The 19120-nt window shown below is 61.4% G+C and carries 21 protein-coding genes; 12 read left to right on the forward strand and 9 right to left on the reverse strand.

The window, feature by feature from the left end; genetic code table 11:
- Positions 1-42: 42 nt before the first annotated feature.
- Entirely contained in the window at positions 43-1347 is a 1305-nt protein-coding gene (locus QX034_RS04040) for a divalent metal cation transporter (RefSeq protein ID WP_315727695.1), read from the forward strand.
- Positions 1348-1546: 199 nt separating this feature from the next.
- A complete protein-coding gene (locus QX034_RS04045) occupies positions 1547-3196 on the forward strand; it encodes an NAD-dependent malic enzyme (RefSeq protein ID WP_409977719.1) in 1650 nt (549 codons plus the stop codon).
- 59 nt (positions 3197-3255) lie between these two features.
- Here the strand turns inward: QX034_RS04045 and QX034_RS04050 are convergent, their stop codons facing one another.
- The 3 genes from QX034_RS04050 to QX034_RS04060 form a co-directional block, all read right to left on the reverse strand.
- A complete protein-coding gene (locus tag QX034_RS04050; protein ID WP_316195019.1) occupies positions 3256-5085 on the reverse strand; it encodes a potassium transporter Kup in 1830 nt (609 codons plus the stop codon).
- Between the two features lie 173 nt (positions 5086-5258).
- Positions 5259-6452, reverse strand: a complete 1194-nt coding sequence (locus QX034_RS04055; RefSeq protein WP_315704574.1) for a DUF1501 domain-containing protein — start codon at positions 6450-6452, stop codon at positions 5259-5261.
- Positions 6453-6474: 22 nt separating this feature from the next.
- Positions 6475-7989 (reverse strand): DUF1800 domain-containing protein, encoded by a 1515-nt coding sequence (locus tag QX034_RS04060; RefSeq protein WP_315741923.1) that lies wholly within the window; start codon positions 7987-7989, stop codon positions 6475-6477.
- Between the two features lie 268 nt (positions 7990-8257).
- On the opposite strand from QX034_RS04060, the gene QX034_RS04065 reads away from it, so the two are divergent.
- On the forward strand, positions 8258-9076 hold the full coding sequence (locus QX034_RS04065; protein ID WP_315704576.1) for a transporter: 819 nt from the start codon (positions 8258-8260) through the stop codon (positions 9074-9076).
- 18 nt (positions 9077-9094) lie between these two features.
- Here the strand turns inward: QX034_RS04065 and rocF are convergent, their stop codons facing one another.
- The gene (gene rocF, locus QX034_RS04070) at positions 9095-10072 is read right to left on the reverse strand and encodes an arginase (RefSeq protein WP_315704577.1); all 978 of its coding nucleotides are present in this window, start codon (positions 10070-10072) and stop codon (positions 9095-9097) included.
- Between the two features lie 232 nt (positions 10073-10304).
- Between rocF and QX034_RS04075 the strand changes: the two genes are divergently transcribed.
- Positions 10305-10565, forward strand: a complete 261-nt coding sequence (locus QX034_RS04075) for a hypothetical protein (protein WP_315704578.1) — start codon at positions 10305-10307, stop codon at positions 10563-10565.
- 15 nt (positions 10566-10580) lie between these two features.
- Here the strand turns inward: QX034_RS04075 and QX034_RS04080 are convergent, their stop codons facing one another.
- Positions 10581-11732 carry an OpgC domain-containing protein gene (locus QX034_RS04080; RefSeq protein WP_315704579.1) on the reverse strand — a complete coding sequence of 384 codons (1152 nt, stop codon included), beginning with the start codon at positions 11730-11732 and terminating at the stop codon, positions 10581-10583.
- A gap of 228 nt (positions 11733-11960) precedes the next feature.
- Between QX034_RS04080 and QX034_RS04085 the strand changes: the two genes are divergently transcribed.
- Together QX034_RS04085 and QX034_RS04090 are read left to right on the forward strand one after the other, a co-directional pair.
- Positions 11961-12209 (forward strand): hypothetical protein, encoded by a 249-nt coding sequence (locus QX034_RS04085; protein WP_315704580.1) that lies wholly within the window; start codon positions 11961-11963, stop codon positions 12207-12209.
- A 504-nt stretch (positions 12210-12713) separates the two neighbouring features.
- On the forward strand, positions 12714-13034 hold the full coding sequence (locus QX034_RS04090) for a cytochrome c (RefSeq protein ID WP_315704958.1): 321 nt from the start codon (positions 12714-12716) through the stop codon (positions 13032-13034).
- An 82-nt stretch (positions 13035-13116) separates the two neighbouring features.
- On the opposite strand, the gene QX034_RS04095 is transcribed toward QX034_RS04090, so the two are convergent.
- Together QX034_RS04095 and QX034_RS04100 are read right to left on the reverse strand one after the other, a co-directional pair.
- The gene (locus tag QX034_RS04095) at positions 13117-13470 is read right to left on the reverse strand and encodes a phasin (RefSeq protein WP_315729631.1); all 354 of its coding nucleotides are present in this window, start codon (positions 13468-13470) and stop codon (positions 13117-13119) included.
- Between the two features lie 101 nt (positions 13471-13571).
- Positions 13572-14585, reverse strand: coding sequence for a GlxA family transcriptional regulator (locus tag QX034_RS04100; protein ID WP_315704582.1), 1014 nt, complete (start codon positions 14583-14585; stop codon positions 13572-13574).
- 65 nt (positions 14586-14650) lie between these two features.
- Here QX034_RS04100 and QX034_RS04105 point away from each other — a divergent pair, with 65 nt between their 5' ends.
- The 4 genes from QX034_RS04105 (at position 14651) to QX034_RS04120 (ending at position 17744) form a co-directional block, all read left to right on the forward strand.
- Positions 14651-15361 (forward strand): hypothetical protein, encoded by a 711-nt coding sequence (locus QX034_RS04105; RefSeq protein ID WP_315704583.1) that lies wholly within the window; start codon positions 14651-14653, stop codon positions 15359-15361.
- Positions 15361-16653: an MFS transporter gene (locus tag QX034_RS04110; RefSeq protein WP_315704584.1), complete on the forward strand. Its 1293-nt coding sequence runs from the start codon at positions 15361-15363 to the stop codon at positions 16651-16653. Before QX034_RS04105 ends, QX034_RS04110 begins: the two co-directional genes overlap by 1 nt.
- 111 nt (positions 16654-16764) lie before the next feature.
- The gene (locus tag QX034_RS04115) at positions 16765-17427 is read left to right on the forward strand and encodes a YqcI/YcgG family protein (protein WP_315704585.1); all 663 of its coding nucleotides are present in this window, start codon (positions 16765-16767) and stop codon (positions 17425-17427) included.
- Entirely contained in the window at positions 17424-17744 is a 321-nt protein-coding gene (locus QX034_RS04120; RefSeq protein ID WP_315704586.1) for a cupin domain-containing protein, read from the forward strand. The genes QX034_RS04115 and QX034_RS04120 overlap by 4 nt, the downstream gene beginning before the upstream one ends.
- Before the next feature lie 11 nt (positions 17745-17755).
- On the opposite strand, the gene QX034_RS04125 is transcribed toward QX034_RS04120, so the two are convergent.
- A complete protein-coding gene (locus tag QX034_RS04125) occupies positions 17756-17938 on the reverse strand; it encodes a hypothetical protein (protein ID WP_315704587.1) in 183 nt (60 codons plus the stop codon).
- Positions 17939-17963: 25 nt separating this feature from the next.
- On the opposite strand from QX034_RS04125, the gene QX034_RS04130 reads away from it, so the two are divergent.
- Both QX034_RS04130 and QX034_RS33970 read left to right on the forward strand, forming a co-directional pair.
- Positions 17964-18149 carry a hypothetical protein gene (locus tag QX034_RS04130; RefSeq protein WP_315704588.1) on the forward strand — a complete coding sequence of 62 codons (186 nt, stop codon included), beginning with the start codon at positions 17964-17966 and terminating at the stop codon, positions 18147-18149.
- A 223-nt stretch (positions 18150-18372) separates the two neighbouring features.
- On the forward strand, positions 18373-18606 hold the full coding sequence (locus tag QX034_RS33970; RefSeq protein WP_409997627.1) for a DUF6894 family protein: 234 nt from the start codon (positions 18373-18375) through the stop codon (positions 18604-18606).
- Positions 18607-18669: 63 nt separating this feature from the next.
- Here QX034_RS33970 and QX034_RS04140 read toward each other — a convergent pair whose 3' ends face one another.
- Positions 18670-19032, reverse strand: coding sequence for an isoprenylcysteine carboxylmethyltransferase family protein (locus tag QX034_RS04140; protein WP_315704590.1), 363 nt, complete (start codon positions 19030-19032; stop codon positions 18670-18672).
- Between the last annotated feature and the right edge of the window lie 88 nt (positions 19033-19120).

Genomic DNA, 19120 nt, shown 5'->3' on the forward strand with positions numbered 1-19120 from the left:
GCGGCCGACTTGGCTCGATGACAGCAGCGGGGGTAACGAGCGGTGACCATCTTTCCGGCAGCGGAAGCGAGCAAACCGAAAACGTCGAGATGGAGTCTGCTGCGCCTGCTGGGGCCCGGCTTAGTGACCGGCGCTGCAGACGACGATCCGTCAGGCATCGCGACCTATTCACAAGCTGGCGCGCAGTTTGGCTACGGCTTGCTGTGGACCGTCTTCCTCACCACCCCCTTCATGATTGCGATCCAACTGGTCAGCGCCCGCATTGGCAGGGTCACCGGTAAAGGCCTTGCGGCAAATGTCATGGAGATCGCGCCGCGCTGGGCCGTCCTGGGACTTGTGTTTCTGCTGGTCGGCGCCAACACCTTCAACATCGCAGCCGACATCGCCGCAATGGCCGAGTCATTGTCGCTGGTGATCGGAGGATTGAATCACGAGCACGCGCTGATCTTCGCGGCGACGTCGACCCTGCTCCAAGTCTTCGTGCCGTATCGGCGCTACGCACCAATCCTGAAGTTTCTGACACTCACCCTCTTCGCATATGTCGCGACCGCGCTTATGGTCGACGTGCCCTGGAGCCAGGCACTGCTTGCCGCGATCTGGCCCCGGCCGTCGATCAATGCGGACTATTTCCTGATGGTCGTTGCCGTCCTCGGTACCACGATCAGCCCATACCTCTTCTTCTGGCAGGCCTCGCAAGAGGTCGAGGAGATGAACCAAGGCAAGATCGATCCGCCGCTTCGCCACCAACACCGGAAGGACCATCCCGAACTGCGACGAATCAGGGTGGACACCACGGTGGGTATGATTTTCTCCAATGCGATTGCCTTTTTCATCATCCTGACGACGGCAACCGTCCTGCACGCGCATGGGGTGACGAACATCAATTCCGCGACCGAGGCCGCCGAAGCCTTGCGTCCACTGGCCGGCGATTTCACCTTCCTGCTGTTCGCGCTCGGCATCGTCGGCACCGGCATGCTCGCGATTCCGGTTCTGGCGGGATCGGCCGCCTACGGCGTGGCAGAGGCCTTCGGCTGGCGCGCGAGTCTGGAAGCCAGGGCGCCGGAAGCGGTGGGCTTCTACGCCATCATTGCAGCTGCGACGGCGATCGGCTTCGGGCTTGGCTTCACCGGCATTGACGCGATTCACATGCTGGTCTGGAGCGCCGTCCTCAACGGAATCGTTGCCGTGCCGATCATGACAATGATGATGATGATCGTTTCCAATCGCGAGCTGATGGGACGTTTCCGAGCCCGCCGATGGCTGATCGGCCTCGGATGGGTCGGTACCGCGATCATGGCCCTCGCTGTGCTGGCCCTGCTCTGGTCCTTTACGTCGGGACAGTCTTAGCTCGCCCTCCCCCTCAATCGCGCCGCTCTCGGTCGCACTGCGCGCCGACGCAGCCGCACAATCACATTGATGCACTGCGGCAACGCTTTTGTGGTAACACGCAGGCTTCGTCGCCCTTCCTGCACCGCAATTGATTTCAGTCAACGCGGAGGCGCTCCGGGAGAACGACGGTCAAAAGAGAACGCTTGCGGAGAGAACCTTGACACAACCACAACGCATCAGCGCACATAGCATCTCAACCTATGTGCCGCGCGGACTTGCGCTGCTGCGCGATCCCCTGCTCAACAAGGGCACCGGCTTCACCGACCAGGAGCGCGATGCGCTAGGCTTGCGCGGCTTTCTTCCCGCTGGCGTGCTGTCGATGCAGGCCCAGGCCGAGCGAATCCTGGTCAATCTGCGCAGCCTGTCGAGCGATCTCGAGAAATACGTCGCGCTGAACGCGCTCCATGATCGTAACGAGGCGCTGTTCTTCCGTGTCGTCTGCGACCACATCGACGAGATTCAGCCGCTGATCTACACACCGACTGTGGGCCTGGCGTGCCAGAAATACGGGTTGATCTTCCAGCGCCCACGCGGCCTGTTCATCTCCGCAAAAGATCGCGGTCACATTGCCGAGATCCTCGGGAATTGGCCTTATCGCGCCAAGCTGATCGTCGTCACCGACGGAGAACGCATCCTCGGCCTCGGTGATCTCGGCGCCAACGGCATGGGCATTCCTGTCGGCAAATTGTCGCTCTATTCGGCCTGCGCCGGCATCCATCCGGAGCTCTGCCTTCCCGTGATGCTCGACGTCGGCACCAACAACGAAGAGCTGCTGAACGACCCCTACTACATCGGCCTGCGCCAGAAGCGCGTGACCGGTCCGGCCTACGACGAGTTGGTCGAGGAATTCATGACCGCGGCGCGCGCAGCTTTCCCGGGCGTGCTGATCCAGTTCGAGGACTTTGCCAACCACTCTGCGTTCAAACTACTGCACAAATATCGCGACGACGCCTGCGTCTTCAACGACGACATTCAAGGCACTGCGGCGGTTGCGCTGGCCGGCCTGTTCTCTGCGTTGCGTATCACCGGTGGCAAGCTAAGCGACCAGCGCGTCCTGTTTCTGGGTGCCGGTGAAGCCGCGACCGGCATCGCCGATCTCGTGGTTTCCGCCATGAGAGCCGAAGGCCTGTCCGAAGCGGATGCGTTGCGACGCAACTGGCTGGTGGATTCCCGAGGTCTCGTGGTGAAGGGCCGTGAGAATCTCGGTGGGCATAAGTTGCGCTATGCACATGATCATGCGCCGATCACGGATTTCCTGGCTGCAATCAGGGAGCTCAAGCCGACCGCGATCGTCGGGGTCGCGGCGGTCGGCGGCGCCTTCACGCCTGAGGTGTTGCAGACCATGGCCGAGTTGAACGAGCGCCCCATCATATTTGCGCTTTCCAACCCGACCTCGAAAGCCGAATGCTCCGCCGAAACGGCCTATCGGCACACCGGTGGTCGTGCCCTGTTCGCTTGCGGCAGTCCGTATGAGCCAGTCAAGCTCGACGGCCAGACCTTCGTGCCGCGGCAGGGCAATAACTCCTACATCTTCCCCGGCGTCGGCCTTGGCGTGATCGCGAGTGGCGCAAGGCTTGTTACCGACGAGATGTTCATGGCCGCCGCTCACACCCTGGCCAACTGCGTCACGGGCGCCGACCTTGCGCAGGGCAGTCTGTACCCAGCCTTGCCGCGAATTCGCGAGGTCTCCGCGCATATTGCCGCCGCGGTCGTGAACGTGGCCTATCAGAGCAGCCTTGCGCAGGGCCAAGCGCCGAATGATTTGCTCGGATTTGTCGAGTCGCAGATGTACGATCCGCGCTACTGAGCGGGGGATCGGCCCACGGTCAGAATAGTCCGGGCGCAACAGCGCTCGGACTATTCCATTCAGATTGAGACCTGACGGCCGATCTCCACGACGCAGTCGTGAGGCAGGCTGAAGAAGTCGCTGACATGGACCGCATTGCGCTCCATCACCGCGAAGAGCCGCTCCTGCCAGGCGGGCAGGCCCATGCCGTCCTCCCGCCCGATCACCGTTTCATGTCCCACATAATAGGTCACATCGCCTAGATCGACGGTGCACCCGAGCATCTTGCTGGCGACGACCAGTTCGGGAATATGGGGGCGCTCCATGAAGCCGAAACGGGCTTCGGCTCGCCAGAAATTCGGCGCGATTTCAGTGACCGTCAATCGCCGGCTCGATGCGACCCAGGGCACGGACAGGATTTCCACCCGCAGCACGAACAAATGCTCATGCAGCGCGCGGTTGTGTCTGACGTGCCAGAGCATGACGGGCGGCGTGTCTCTCTCGGTCCGCGTCAGAAACACAGCTGTACCTGGAACACGCGGAATTCGCTTTTGCTCGATGTCGGCCATGAATTGCGCGACCGGAATCAGCGCCTCGTGCATGCGCGCCGATACCGCGGCGGCGCCGCGATGCCATATCCACATGATGCCGTAGACGGCAGTCGCAAGCAGCAAGGGTATATATCCGCCTTCCGCGATCTTGGTGAGATTGGCGAGGAAGAATGCGCTGTCGATGGCAAGAAACGCGCCGGCAACCGAACCCGCGGCGAGCAAGCTCCAATGCCAGATCTCCCGCATCGCGATGAACAGCAATGCCGAGGTCATCAGCATGGTCAGCGACACGGCGATGCCGTAGGCTGAAGCCAGGTTGTCGGACTTGCGGAACGTGAGCGTCAGCCCGATCGTCACGATCATGAGGAGCCAATTGACGACCCCGACATAGATCTGGCCGTAACCTTCGGACGAGGTCTGCTTGATCCAGAGCCGCGGCATCCAGCCAAGCTGGATCGCCTGCCGCGTCATCGAGAATGCGCCGGTGATGATCGATTGGCTGGCAATGATGGTCGCCACCGTAGCCAGTGCGACGAGCGGCAGCAACAGGGCACCTGGACAGAGCCGATAGAAGATATTGCCATCCATCGGCGTTCCGTCGAGCACCAGCGCAGCCTGCCCCGCATAGTTCAGGATGAGGCTTGGAAAAACGATTGCAAACCAAGCCAGCTTGATCGGGCCCGCACCGAAATGCCCCATATCGGCATAGAGGGCCTCGGCTCCGGTGACGCACAGGAACACGGCGCCTAGCACGAGGAAGCCTGTGGCTCCGCTCGAGAACAGGTAGGAAAGGCCGTAAAGCGGATTGACCGCGGCGAGAACGCCGGGATGCTTCACGATGCCGGCTGCTCCCATGAGCGCAATGGTCGCAAACCAGACCAGCATGACCGGCCCGAAGAACCGACCGATGCTCGCCGTCCCGCGCGACTGGATCGCGAACAGACCAAGCAAGATGACGACCGCTGCCGGCACGATATAGGGCTGCAGCGCGGGCGTCGCCATCTCCACGCCTTCCAGTGCTGAGAGCACCGAGATCGCCGGAGTGATGGCGCCATCACCGTAGATGAGTGCTGCGCCGAACAGGCCGACCGCCACGATGGTGGGGCGACGTTGCCGCTTCACCCCCAGCAAAGCCATCAGGGCCAGGATGCCGCCCTCGCCGTCGTTGTCGACGCGCATCGCGAACATCACATATTTCACCGTCGTGATGACAAACAGCGTCCAGAACACCAGGGACAAGGCGCCCAGCACCGCACCCCGGTCGACAGCATGGCCGGCCGTGCCAAGAATGGTCTTGAACGTATAGAGCGGACTGGTCCCGATGTCGCCGAATACGACACCCAGCGCGGACAGCGCCATCAGACTGAGCCGCCCCTGTGGGGCCTGACGACCCGTGCGATCTGGAGTTTCTGACTGGTTTTCGCTCACTGCCGATCCGAAGCTGATGTGCCGCACTGTGTGGTCGCGTGGGCTTCATATCGCGGGATTGTATCGGGCGCGATACGTCGGCGCAGGAAGTTTGAGCATAACACTCAAACGACGCCCAGTTCTGCCGGACGTACGCCGGGGAAAATTCGCGCCACGGCAGCGGTGTCGAGGCCATAGATGCGCTGGAACAGGTTCGCGAACATAGCGCGATAATCGGTCAAGACCGGCAAATCGCGATTCTGGAACAGGGCTGCCTGCTCCACCTTGACCTGCTCGCCAACAATGCGACCACCATTGATGCCGCCGCCCAGGACCCAATAGACAGAGCCGTGACCATGGTCGGTGCCTCGGTCCCCATTCTCACGGAAGGTGCGCCCGAACTCGGAAATGACGATGACAACCGTATCACGCCATCCGCCCGAGCCGATTTCTTCAGAAAATCCGGCAAGCCCACGGCCGAGTTCGCCGATCCGATCAGCGAGGTAGCCGGTTGCCGCGCCTTGATTGACATGGGTGTCCCAACCGCCCACGTCGACAAAACCGAGATTGTACTGCTCGCGCATCAAACGGCCGATCCTGCGCGCCGACAGCTCGAAACCACGCGGCGATACTGCGCCGCGATTGGCGGCCGCCATTTCCTCGGAGATGGAGCGGTAGACGTCGTCGCGCACCTTGAAGCCCTCGGCGACGGAGGCCGCAAGATCGGTGTGGAGATACATCTCCCTGATCAATTGCGCCTGGCGATCGTCGACGCCGGGCTTGCCGACGCTGTTCAGCGCGATGTTGGGCACTTGGCCCTGACCGCGGAAAATCAGCGGCAACTGCTCGGTGAAGGATATCGGCCGGGCGCGTGTCAGCTCAGTCGCCAGCCGGCTCATGAAGCCAGAGCGATAATCGCGTGACCCGCCTGCCGATTGACCAAGCTCGATGGTGTCCTGGGTCTCGAAATGGCTTCTGGTCAGATCGTCGCTCGATCCCGCGAACGGAACGAAAGCGATCTCCCGCTTGGCCCACATCGGATGGATGCTCTCTCGCAAGGAGGGATGCAGCCCCCACTCGGAGGACAGCGAGAGTGCCGCATTCGGATTTCCTACGTCCGGCTTTGCGATGTTCAGCGTCGGACGCGAACCGTAATAGAAATCGCTCGAGATCGGAACGACGACATTGGCGGCGTCATAGGCGCCGCGAAGGAAGACGACCAGCAGCCGTGTTTGGCTGGCCGGCGCCGCCCAAACGCGTCCGGCCACCGTGAGGGGTGCCATTGCGGCAAAGCTCTTGATCAGCTCACGACGGTTCATCACGGTCTCCCGCACGATCAATTCAGCGCATGAACTCAGGCGACGACAGAAACAGCGTGTTCCAGTCTTGCGGCGAAATCGCCTGATTCAAAGCCGCTTGAGTCGTCGGTGTAAGCGTCTGCTTCAGGCCCTCGAAATAGAGCGCGTTCTGCAATTGTGGAAAAGCAGGCCGCTCGACAGCATTCGGACCGTCCGGCTTGAACAGCCCAGCCGATCCCGAGCCGATCTGCCGCGCGATCTCGAACCGAACCATCATCTGTCCAGGCCCGTTCCATGACGTCGAGGTGAGCGCATAACCGTCGGGTGTTTCGTGATTGAACAGGCCTTCGCCCAGGCGATTCAGCCAAGCTTGGATTGGCGCGGTGTTGAGCACGACCTTGTCGTCATAAGCGAGCCTCACCGCCGACAAGACATATTCTACGGAGTCCTTGAAGTGCGCGCCGGATTTCAGTGACGCTGCAAATTCCGGCGAATGGACCATGGTGCCGAGAACGGCGGCGATATCCCCGTCGCTCGTCCTGAACGCCTGCGCCATCTTCTGCACCAGCGCTTCGGGCGGGCTGTCCGCGACGAAATAGGTCGCGAGCTGGCGCGACAGATGTGTGGCCGTGGCGGGATGATGCACCAGGATATCCAGCGCCTCGTCGACCTCCGCAAGACCCCGCCCTTTGATCTGATGACCAAGAAAGATCTTGTCGCTGTAATCATGCCGCCCGGGATTGAATTCGAAAGCGCCCTCCCGCACCAGCTGCGGCTGCAACTCAGGCTTCAGCTTCGGATCTTCGGGCTTCAGATCAATGCCGACGCCGGTCAAGATCTTTGCCAGCGCCTCGACATCCGCCTGCGTGTAGCCGGAGCCGACGCCCATCGTATGCAGCTCCATCAGCTCACGCGCGTAGTTCTCGTTGAGATGCCCTGCGGCATTCTCGGCGTTATCGAGATATCGCAGCATTGCGGGGTGATGGAGCGTCGCGGCGAGCAGGTCCCGAAACTTGCCGAGGGCATAGGGACGAATGGCATGATCCTGGTAGTCGCCGAGCAGGACTCTGATGTTGCCCTTGTATTGATGCACGTTGAAATGGTTGAACCAGAACCACGTCATCCGCTCGCGCAACTGGTCGGGCGCATAGAGCGCGCGCAGGATGGTCCGGGCCGCCGCCTGTTTCGCGCGGTCGTTCATCGCCTGCTGATAAACCTGTTGCGCGGCCTTCTTCTGCTCGGGATCAGCGACCTGGTTGGCGCTCTTCGCTTGCTGTTCGAACGCCACCGCAATGTCGAACGGAAATTTGTGCACGTCCGGCATCGCTTCGATCTGAGCCTTCACGTCCGATGGCAGAGCCGGCTCTGCCGCCGGATGCAGTTGCTCCTGCAACCAATGCTCGGTCCCGACGGCGTGAAGGTGCTCGGCGCCGGAAGCATTCGCGCCCCATGTCAGGCGATCGAGCAAAGCGAGATCGAAAGCCGAAATGTCCCCGGCCTGCGCCGATAGGCCTGCGCTCGACAAGCCGCACAGCGCAAGAGCCGCGGACACAACCATCGGTCGCCATACCCTTGCCCGGACGGTCTTGGATGACGTGCCGCTTGGCCGCATTCTCACCCCCAATCGCAATTCGATCCAATTTTGGACAGAACCGTCTGAATATCGTCTGAATGCAGCACGCAGAGTCCGACTTCTCCGGTCACGAGATTTGGAGGAAGTTCGGCCTGCAGCTTGCTTCGCGTATGATGGAATCAGGCCATGGCCTTGGCGCTTGGGGGCGAGCGTGAGACCGATTTATCCGAGACCTTCGAAATCATTCATCCAGATGAATTTCACGCCATTTCTGGCGGGGTTTCTTCTCCTCGGCATCACCGATGCGCGGGCCGACGCATGCCCGACAACTGCCGACGAGCTCACAACCGACCGCCCGGATGTGACGAATTCCAGCATCGTGGTGCCGACCGGCAGCTTCCAAAGCGAGAACGGCGTGAACATGACCTCCGGGGATGGCGGTCGCACCCTTGACGGCACGAACACCCGCTGGCGGTTTGGCCTAGCGCACTGCCTCGAGGTGTTCGTGGACCTTCCAACCTATGTCGGCAAAGTCCGCGGATCTGCAGCCTCGGGCTTCACCGATGTCGCGCCGGGCCTCAAATGGCAGGTGAGCCCGGTACCGGGAAAGGTCGATCTCTCATTCGTGGTTGGCGCCGGACTTCCGACCGGAACTGCCGAGATCGCCGGCCGCGGCACGCAGCCTTACCTGCAGATGCCCTGGTCGGTTGAGCTGCGTGACGGCTGGGGTATCAGCGGCATGTTCACCGAGTTCTTCCGCCCTTCCGAGACCGATATCAAACGCGTCACCGAGGCCACCTTCGTGCTGGAGAAGAAGCTGAACGAGAGGCTCAGTCTCTTCACCGAATATGTCGGCGACTACCCTGAGCACGCGGGCCCCGTTCAGCTGATCAATTCCGGCGGGCTCTATCATCTCAGTCCGGCCGAGCAGATCGACTTTCACGTTGCGTTTGGCCTCAATCACAACTCTCCGACTTATATCGTCGGGATCGGCTATTCGTTCCGGATCGATGGATTGTTCGGAGGCGCACGCGATCTGCGCCGCGCAAGCCTGGAGTACAACCTTCGTTGACCCGCGATCGCCAAGAGCTCAGTGGTCGGGGACGATCGCATTGCTCGGGGTCGGTCTGTCCGTGATCTGCTGGCCGAACAAACTGCCGATCAGCTCGACGGCGATGCGAGCCGTCTTGCCGCGCTCGTCAAGGAACGGGTTGAGCTCGACGATATCGAGCGATCGCACCAGGCCCGAGTCGTGGAGCATCTCCATGACCAGATGCGCTTCGCGATAGGTCACCCCGCCGGGCACCGTGGTTCCGACCCCAGGCGCCAGCTCCGGATCGAGAAAGTCGACGTCGAAGCTGACGTGCAGGACGCCGTTGCGCGCGCGAACTCTTTCGATGATCCCCCTCATCAAGACGCCGACGCCGAACTCGTCGATCGCCCGCATATCGGCGATGCTGATATTGCGGGAACGCAGCAGCTCCTTCTCCAGCCTGTCGATCGAGCGTGTGCCGAACAGTTCCAGCCGCTCGGGCGCAAGACATGCGCGCGGCGTGTCGCCCAGCAAACCGTCCAGGCCGGGCTCGCCACAGAGAAAAGCGGCCGACATGCCATGCATGTTGGCCGTGATCGTCGTCGCCGGCGTATTGTAGTCGGCATGGGCATCCAGCCAAAGGACGCACAACTCGCGCCCTACCTCCTGCCAATGGCGCGCAACGCCGGCTACGGATCCCATCGACAGCGAATGATCACCGCCAAGGAACACGGGGACCGCACCGGTTTGCGCAAGCTCATAACCGCGGTGCGCCAGGAGGCGCGACCAACGCTGGATCTCGCGATAGTGCTTGGCATTGGGCGGCGGTGGATCGCTGCCGTCAACCAGATCGGCGATGGCGACGTCGCCATAGTCGGTCACATGGAGGTCCAGGCTCTCGAGCAGCGGCACCAAGCCGGCCGTGCGCAGCGCGGCCGGCCCCATCAAGGTGCCGCGAACTGAGGCACCGAGATCGATCGGCGCCCCAAGGACGGCGATGCGATTGGGGAGTGCCGTGTTGCTTGCATTGGTCACCGCGCAATCCTCCGTCCAGTTCGATGAGGATACCAACGCTCATCAAGATTCGTTGGCCCTGCTCGCCCGATAATCACGGATTTCTCCCTGCCTCGAGTTTTGCTGGAACCAAAATCATCAACGGGCATTTTCTCGCCATGGTCGTCGCTGCGGTTGATCCGAGCGGCTGACGTATGGCCGAAGGCGACGGCCTCAGGAGCCGCCCCAAGAGGCAGATGAAAGCATATATCACGTGAGTACCGAACCATTCGAACCCAATCCACAACCGGGCGTGGCCGAACGCGCGCTGGATACCGCGACCGATATGTCCCGCTCGCTGGACGAAATGATCGGAACGTTGCGGGCAGCCGTCGATCGCCTCAATCAGACGATGACAGAGGCACGACGGCCCGGGACGGCGCTGTCGGCGATCAGCACCATCACGCGCGAAGCTCCGCTGGCAAGCCTGTTCGTCGCCTTTCTGTTCGGCATCGCCGTGGCGCGACGCCGTTGATCCCAGGCGGACGACTCAGAACAGGCTGGGCCCGCGGCGGTCGAGCTGAGCTTCCCGGGTGAGCAGCGTAGCTGCCAGAATCATCGTGGCGATCCCGCCCAAGCTGATCGCGACCTGCATCAGGAAGCTGCTGGACACCTCTGCCAACAGAACCTGCCCGAGAAATGCCAACAGAACACCCAGGCAATAGATCGACAGCGAATTTTCACCGCAACGGATCATCGCCGTCGTCAACGGCGTGATCGCGCCGTGCCATTGTGGCGGCGCCAGCCGCGCGACGACAAGCGCCAGAGCCAAGAAGTGCAGCAGCCGTACCGGCGCCAAATGGCTCTTGTAGATCGGATAGATCAGCTTCGCGATCGACGACGGGACCAAGCCTTCCAGGCTCGAAAATTCCCAGCTCAACGCCACGGCGAGGCTGACCAGCAGATAAGCGAAAGCGAACAGAAGCAATAGCCGCGACCGTAGGATCGGCCGCACGCGTGGAGCTCCCTCGAAGGCGAACCAACCACCGATCACGAACAGGAATTGCCAAGCGAACGGGTTGAAATAGAGCTCGCCGCTCGGCCAGGCCGGAAAATGCCATTCGAACAGCTGCACCATCATGTAGACCGCAAAGGACAGGAGCAGCGTTGCCGTTGCGCTCTGGATCATCAACCACAGCAACAGTGGAAACGTCAGGTGCAGCAGCGCAAAGGTCAAGAGAATGTCGGTATTGACGGGGGCGTATTGCAGCATCGCGACATGAACGATGGCCGAACCGGGATCGCGAAAGAAAAAGCCGGTATTAGTATCGTCGAGATAGCGCGTTCCCCCACCGACGACCCAGACCAGCGCGAAATAGGCAATCAGCAACACCAAGAACGCTGCATAAATTTCCCAAGCCCGGCGCAGCGAACGGATCGCTGTGGTGGCCCAACCTTGCTCGCGCAACGCTCCGCCATAGGCGAGCATGCAGGTATAACCGGAAACGAAAACGAAGATCTCGGATGTATCGCTGAAGCCATAATTGCGCAGGGTCAACCAAGCCAGCGAATTGTCCGGAACATGGTCGATGAAAATGAACCATAGCGCCAGTCCGCGGCAGGCATCGAGCCGCAAATCGCGGTGATGCTTGCCGGCATGAACCGCAGGCCCATCCGCAGTCCATGGACGAAGACCGGTCACGGTCACGCTCCCCTCTGCCCGAGATGCATCTTGCCGAGTCTCGGACGTCGACTGCAATCGATGCTTTCAAATACCAACGACCTCAGCGGCCTCTCTCAACAACACAAGAACAAATCGTGCACCCAGAGAAACGCACCCAAAGATTGTATATTTACCGTATTTACCCGGATTGATTGCATGTGTACGAGAAGCTGATTTGGAGCCGAAGCGGTCGAGGGGGGTTTTTCCGTGATCCATCGCGGGGTCGAATATACGGTTCTTGCAACGGCGGAACCGGACATTTGGGAATGGCGGTACGAGCTCGGCGGCCAAATCAAAACCGGTCGAACGCAGACGAGGCTCGCAGAGCTTGCCGCACGCCGGGTGCGGTCCAAGATCGATGCGGCTCTCCGCGCCGAGCGGGGGGCACCTTCTTTGTCCACGCCATCGCCATATCGCTCCGATCTCTCCGACGGCCGTTCGCAGTCTCTGCCCTGAGTCCAAGACCCTGGGTCCAAGGCGGCAGCGCAACGCCGTCCGCCGCTGTCGAATAGGAACCGGCGCGAGGCCGGCAGTCGTTGAGACAGATCAAGGTCTTCCGTCCGTGATCTGCAATGATTCCGCTCGAAGATCATACAGTTGCACCGGTGCGTAAAGCCTTGCGCTACCGGCTGGCAAGTCGTCCCCGACGGGCGGAGGAGCCTTGATGCCACATGCGGCCGAACAGCTGAGCTCCGCGTCGAACGAGCCGTCCGTGATCAGACGGCTGTGGTCGCTGGTGCGATCGATCGCGGCGCGGATTGACCTGTCGCATTTTCCACGCTCCTGTTGCGGCTGATAACCACTCGTATCGTATCTCCAACAGCGCTCTCGTCCGCCCCCCTTGTCTCCTTTGACGGCTTTGCTATTGCCGGCCTGACCGGACGTACCACGGTTGTCAGGGCGGCCTCCGCCAAGCTCGACGGGCGGCCTTGAGCACCCGCAACCGATAGGACTATGCTGATGCCCGCCCTTCCAACAAAGATCCTGATCATCACCCTTGCTGCCGCCGCATTTGGACTGCGCCCAGGCTATGCCGCCGATGCGGACCATGGAGCAGATTTGGCCAAGCGGTGGTGCGCCTCCTGTCACCTGGTGGATACAGCGCAAAAGCAGGCGAGCGCCGACGTGCCGACATTTGCAGAGATCGCACAACGGTCGGACTTCACCGCGGAGAAGGTTGCGTTCTTTCTGCTCGACCCGCATCCGAAGATGCCGAATTTCCCGTTAAACCGAATCGAAGCCGGCGACATTGCCGCCTATATCGCCTCTCTTCGCAAATAGGACGGCGCAGGGAGCTCCGCGCCCGGCGAAGTGCGTCCGTGACACTTCGCCGCACGCGATGCCGCGGTGATGACATCCCGGCTTAGGGCTGCTTGTCGCCCGGCTTGGTCGCGGCAGACATCATGCTCGACGTGATCGTCCGCATGTGTTCGCCGGCATTGCTGAACTGGGTGCGCAGAAACTCCGATTGGATCCGCATCGCCTCCTCCAGTTCGGTCGCATGGACCAATTTGCGCGCGTGCTCGAAGGCGCTTTTCATGTTCTGCTCGGTGAGCGAGAGCGCTTGCTTCGATATGTCCGCCGCCGGTCCTGGTACCGCTGAGATCGACTTGCCGGCTGCGTCAAAGAACATCTGGAATGCCTTCTCGGCCTGCTCGATCGTCTTCTCGGCAAGGTCACGCAGTTCAGTCGGAACTTCCAGTTTCGGTTGGCTCATGGTCGCTGTCCTCCGCTGAGAAGATCCAATTATCATATCTGCGCGGATATCGTGTCACCAATCCGGAGTTCGGATTCATAGCGAATATCAGGGCCGTCACACTAGCCGGAAAACCGTCTGCGGTATTCCGACGGCGAGACGCCGAGGTGGCGGAGGAAAGCCCGGCGCATGCGTTCGTCATCGCCAAACCCCGCGCGCTTGGCCACCTCGAGCACGTTGCCGATCTGACGGCTTTCCAGCAGAAGTCGCGCAGTTTCGACCCGCAATGCTTCCACGCTGCTGGCCGGGGTCATCCCCGTGCGATTGAGATAAGTGCGGGCGAAGGTTCGGGGCGTCATCCCGGCCTTTGCCGCCAGCGTTTCCACGCGCAGGTCGCTCGCGATATTCTCGATCATCCAGGCGTGGAGCGCGCTGAAGCGGCCCTCTACGTCGGATGCCTGCGCCGCCAGGACGGTCGAGAACTGGCTCTGTCCGCCGGGACGCTTGAGGAATACGACCAGCCGCCGCGCAATATCGAGCGCGATCGTGTGACCGAAATCCTCCTCGATCATCGCCAGAGCCAGATCGATCCCTGCACTGACGCCGGCTGACGACCACACTCGCCCGTCCTGAACGAAGATCGCGTCAGGTTCGACCGTGATGTTCGGAAAGCTGTCCTGGAGGCGCGGACAATAACGCCAATGCGTCGCGGCACGCTTTCCATCCAAAGCGCCAGCCCAGGCCAGCGCGAAGGCGCCAAGGCAGACCGAGGCGATCCGGCGCGCCCCCGGCAGGGTGCGCGATATCCACTTCATGAGGACATCGTCCTGCCGCAGCTTCCAGATCCCCGGGCCTCCGGGGATCAGCAGGGTGTCGACTTGGTACGGCTTCACGCTCGCGATCGGCACCGTGTCGATCATCATACCGACGTCCGTCGGCACCAGGCCGCCCGATCTCGACACGTAATTCAGTGCGTAGTTCGGGCCCGGCAACTCGATCTCGCTGAGCTCGGCAAAGACCTGGGCCGGGCCTGAGATGTCGAGCAGCGTCACCCCGGGAAACGCGACGATCGCCACCTGACGCATCGGCGGCTTCTGAGGCGGGGAGCGCGATGACTTGGCAGGATTCGAGGGCATATTGTCCTTTAAGCCATCGGATGGCGGCCTGTATAGCTCGACGTGAGAGAGCTGGAGTTGCTGCCATGTCGCGCAAACTGGACGGTCGATACCAGACGATCGCCTCGCCCTGGGACGATTACGCCGTTTACAGCTTTCCGAACGCTTCCGAAGTCGAGCCCGCCGATCGACAGCCGATGATGGATGCGATGAATGCAATCATCGCCGTTAACTGGAAAGCAACCGAGCCGCATTGGAGCGCAGCATCCTCGCCGTTCGACCGCGGCTATGGCCTCATTCTGGTCTACGACCATTCCGGGCTCGTCGCGTTTTCAGTCTATCGTACGATGCGCATCGCGAACCGCGTGGCCATTTACCGCAGCGGTACCGAAGTTCTTCCGCCGCACCAAGGGCGCGGCCTGTATGGATTCTTCACCTCGCAGGTCTTGAGGAACGCGGATTCCGCGGATGCGGACGCTCCCATTCTTTATGGATGGCGGACCCGCAACCCGATCGTCTGGGCGGCCAACGCCAAGATCTGTGAAAAGGTCGCCCCCTCCTTGCTCGGCGACGCGCCGGATCCACAATTGCAGGCGGCGTGCATCGAAATGTGCGCGACGCTCTATCCGGGCAAGCAGCTCGAGGTTCCCGGCATGATCATGCGCGGCGCCTACGGCCACATCGAACATCACCGCCAGGACTATCGCGGCGCAGCATCACTGATCGATGCCGCCATGACGCGCCTGATCCCGGACTCCGCCGACGCGCTGTTCTCGGTCGGCTACGCGAGGCTGTGATGGCAACGCCTGGGCAACAAGCGATCCTCGCATCTCCCATCCGGCTCATCGATCGTGCCTATCTTGCGTGGGCCACTGTTGCGGTCGCTTATGCGATCGCATTCCTGCAGCGCGTGTCCCCTCAGACGATCGGTCTGAACTTCATGCGCGACTTCGGCACCGATGCTTCGGGCGTGGCGCTACTCGCGTCCAGCTACTTCTGGGGCTACACCGTGATGCAGATCCCGGCGGGGCTCTTGGTGGACCGCTACGGCGTCAAGCGCGTCGTGCTTTGCAGCATGGCAGCCTCCGCACTCGGCAGCGCCGCCTTCGCCCTGTCGCCCACACTCCTCGACGTCTTCATTGCACGGCTGATCGTCGCCTGCGGTGACGCCCTGGTCTTCACGGCCTTGCTCAAGCTCGTGGCACAGAGCTTCGCCGACGAGCGTTTCGGGTTCATGTCCGGCATTTCCCAGGTGTCCGGCTATGTCGGCGGCGTGGTCGCAACGACACCGTTGGCCGTTGCGGTCAGCGGCTTCGGATGGCGCGCCTGCTTCATCTTCATCGCCTGCATCGGCGCCGCCAACCTGGCCTGCGCGTCAGTCGCGGTAAAGCCTGCGCCGACGGCGCACACCGGCAAGACGCTGAAGAGTGTGTTGCTCGCGAGCTGGCAGGCGCTCGGCGCCAGCGCCAATTGGGGTTGCGCGATGACCTTCGCCTCCCATTTCGCCGTGGTGACGACACTATCCGGCGTCTGGGGCATCCCCATGGTCGCGCACTATTTCAATATTACGCCGTCGGCCGCGGGAACGCCGCTGCTTGCCTTCATGGTCGGCAATGCGCTCGGCTCGATCTTTCTCGGCCATACAGCGGACAAGACCGAGTCGCTGGACGGTGCGCTCATTTGGATCTGCCTGCTTCGGATGCTGTTCATCGCGATGCTGCTGCCGGCGCTCGCCCACACCTTCGGCCTGATCTACGTCGGGACGGTGTTTGCGGCACTGGGGCTGGTCGCCGGCGGCACCGTTCCGCTGGTGCTGAAATGTACGAAACGTCTCTACACCGCGGAGCTGATCGGGGTCGGGGCATCGGTGAATACGACGTCGGCGGGCATCTTCGCCGGCCTTGCCCAACCGGTGATCGCGCTGGCGATGATGACGGCGAGCGGGCTCGCCCCCGCGGCGATCCATTCAACGCGCATCGCGGCGAATGACGCCGGCTACGTCGCGCTGATCGTAATTCTGTTGCTCATGTCCCTGCCCGGCATCGCGGGGCCGCTGCTGATCCGGCGCAAGTTGATACTTCGTGCGTAGTCAAACAGAGGGGTCGGTATGTCGCGTTTGTATTTGCAAAAAGACGGGGTCCGCTCGAACTACCCGGTTAGCAGCTGGCAGAGCGTATTGTTTTCCGAATTTGAAGCTCAGATGAGCAGCGAAGCGCGTCCATTTCCCTGTGTATTCGGCGTCACCGGATATCGTCAGGATCAGCTCCGCTATCTCTTTCTCGATCCGTTCGACGTCAACGTTCTTGGTGAACAGCTCGCACTGTTCGTCTCCGAAAGTCGCTCACACGGCCCCAATACGTCGCTGCTGCTGTTCACCCGGCCGCGGCCCGTTCAGACCATGGATGCCTATTATCGGAAATTCTGGCTCACGCTGGATCAACTCGCTCGCATCGACAAGAGCCCGTGGCCCGCGGCCATTCCGGAAGCTGTCGATCATCCGATGTGGGAATTCTCGTTCGCAGGCGAGCCGATCTTCGTGGTCTGCAGCACGCCGGCCCATGTGATGCGCCAAAGCCGGCGCTCCAGCGCATTCATGATGACGTTCCAGCCGCGCTGGGTGTTCGACAAGATCCTGGGAACCGACAAGGCGGCAGCAGCGGCTTTCGGTGAGGTCCGCAAGCGGCTGGTTCCGTTCGATACGACGAGCCCCTCGCCGCTGCTCGGCCGCTACGGCCATCAGGAAGGGCGGGAATACAAGCAGTACTTCCTCTACGACGACAATCAGGCGCCGCCCGCCTGTCCGTTCCACAAACTTGCCCAGACCAAGACCTCGACCATCAAAGATACGGAGCAAGCCGCATGACCCAGATCATCGCTGGAACCAGGACTGATTTCTCGATCGATCCGGACATTCTCGCACTGCTTCCCGAGCAGGGCTGCATCGAGCTGCAGCACGATGCGGCCGGCAAGGTTCACGCCTTCCACACCCACCCGGTCGACGAAATTCTCGTCGTGATCAGGGGCCGATTGAACTTCAAATGGAATGGCGGAGAGCGGGTTTGCAATCCCGGCGACAAGATACTGCTACCGGCCGGGACACTGCATGAATCAGAGGCGCTGGAGGATGCGATCTACGCGATCGCGACGCGTCCGCCGGCAAGCCTGACCGTCGGACACTGATGCCGTCCGCGTCAGGAGAAGGGACGATCGGATTCGGGATCGGTCGAGAGCCGCTCGACCATTTCGATCACCTCGAAACGCTGGCTCGGCGCCAGCTTCAGGAACGCCTTCAAAAGCCGAAGGCTTTCCACTGCTTCGCTCGATGGGGCTCCGAGCTTGTTGTGCAGCTCCGCGATGATCGTGGGATTCTTCATCTCGCACCTTTGACGGGGAACGGTAATGGCAGTTCTTAGCAAACGTGAAGGCCTAGCACGCAAAGTCGATACTGCAGCCATTGAAGCTGAACGTCTCGGCTTGACAACGGCGACCTTGATCCTTCGGATGGCGCGTTTGGAAATCGACCGCGCGGAACCCGATGAGGTTGAAAGTATGCCAGCGAACAACTCCAGCAGCAAGCCGAACTGACCGGCAGGTCGGTTCGTGTTGGCAGCTTTTGAGCTATCTGGCAGCTTCTGGTCACCGAAGCCAGCAAAATTGGTCGATTACGGTGCTGATCGACCGGATTTTGGTACCGTTACGCTTGTCCGGCGTGTCCCAGGGCCTTAATCATTTCTGCGGAACGACATTGGGTTGCGGACGCGGCGGCGACGCAGCTCCGCTGTCGGGATTTACGGCTGCAGGAAATGCCATGCGGACCTACTTTTTTGACATGAAGGACGGCATTCCGACCAGGGATAGCACCGGCCTTACGTTCGCTACCCACGCCGGAGCCATCGAGCACAGCCGGAATCTGGCGCGCAGGTTGCGCCATGATCCTCGAATTACCAACCGGACGCTCTCCGTCGTCGTGGTCGATGAGTCCGGTACCGAGATCCACCGCGAGCCAGTTTACCCGATGGCAGCCGACGCCACCGTCAGCTGACGGCCTTTGGTGATTGGGAGCTTCGCTCCGGGAAATTGGCGAATTCGGTGGCCTGTGCTGGCCCTACCACAGCCACGGCACCAGCCGGTACCTCACCCTGCTCTGATAGGCCCGATAGCCGGGCAGATTCAGCCCCAGAAATCGCTCCTCGTCCAATAGCCGCCAGATCAGAAACGGAACGATGGTGCCGATGGTGAGCAGCCCCCACCACGATCCCAGCGCGATGGGAATTCCGGCCAGCAGAATCAGCGCGGCGGCATACATCGGATGGCGCACGATGGCGTATGGTCCGGTGGAAATGACCCTTTGATCGTTAGCAACCTCGATCGTCGCGGCAGCAAAACTGCTTTCCCGAAAGACCAGAAAAATGCCGGCAAAGCTGAGCAGGACAAGCGCGTCGCCGCCGACAGCGACCGGCGGCGCCATGTGGGACAGATCAAAACGGTGATCTAGGTTCTGTACTCATAAAGGGATTCCGTTAGCTGGCGAACAGTGATTCACTCCCGCAGAGATT

The sequence above is a fragment of the Bradyrhizobium sp. SZCCHNR3119 genome (genome assembly GCF_032487775.1).
In the GTDB taxonomy this organism is placed as follows: domain Bacteria; phylum Pseudomonadota; class Alphaproteobacteria; order Rhizobiales; family Xanthobacteraceae; genus Bradyrhizobium.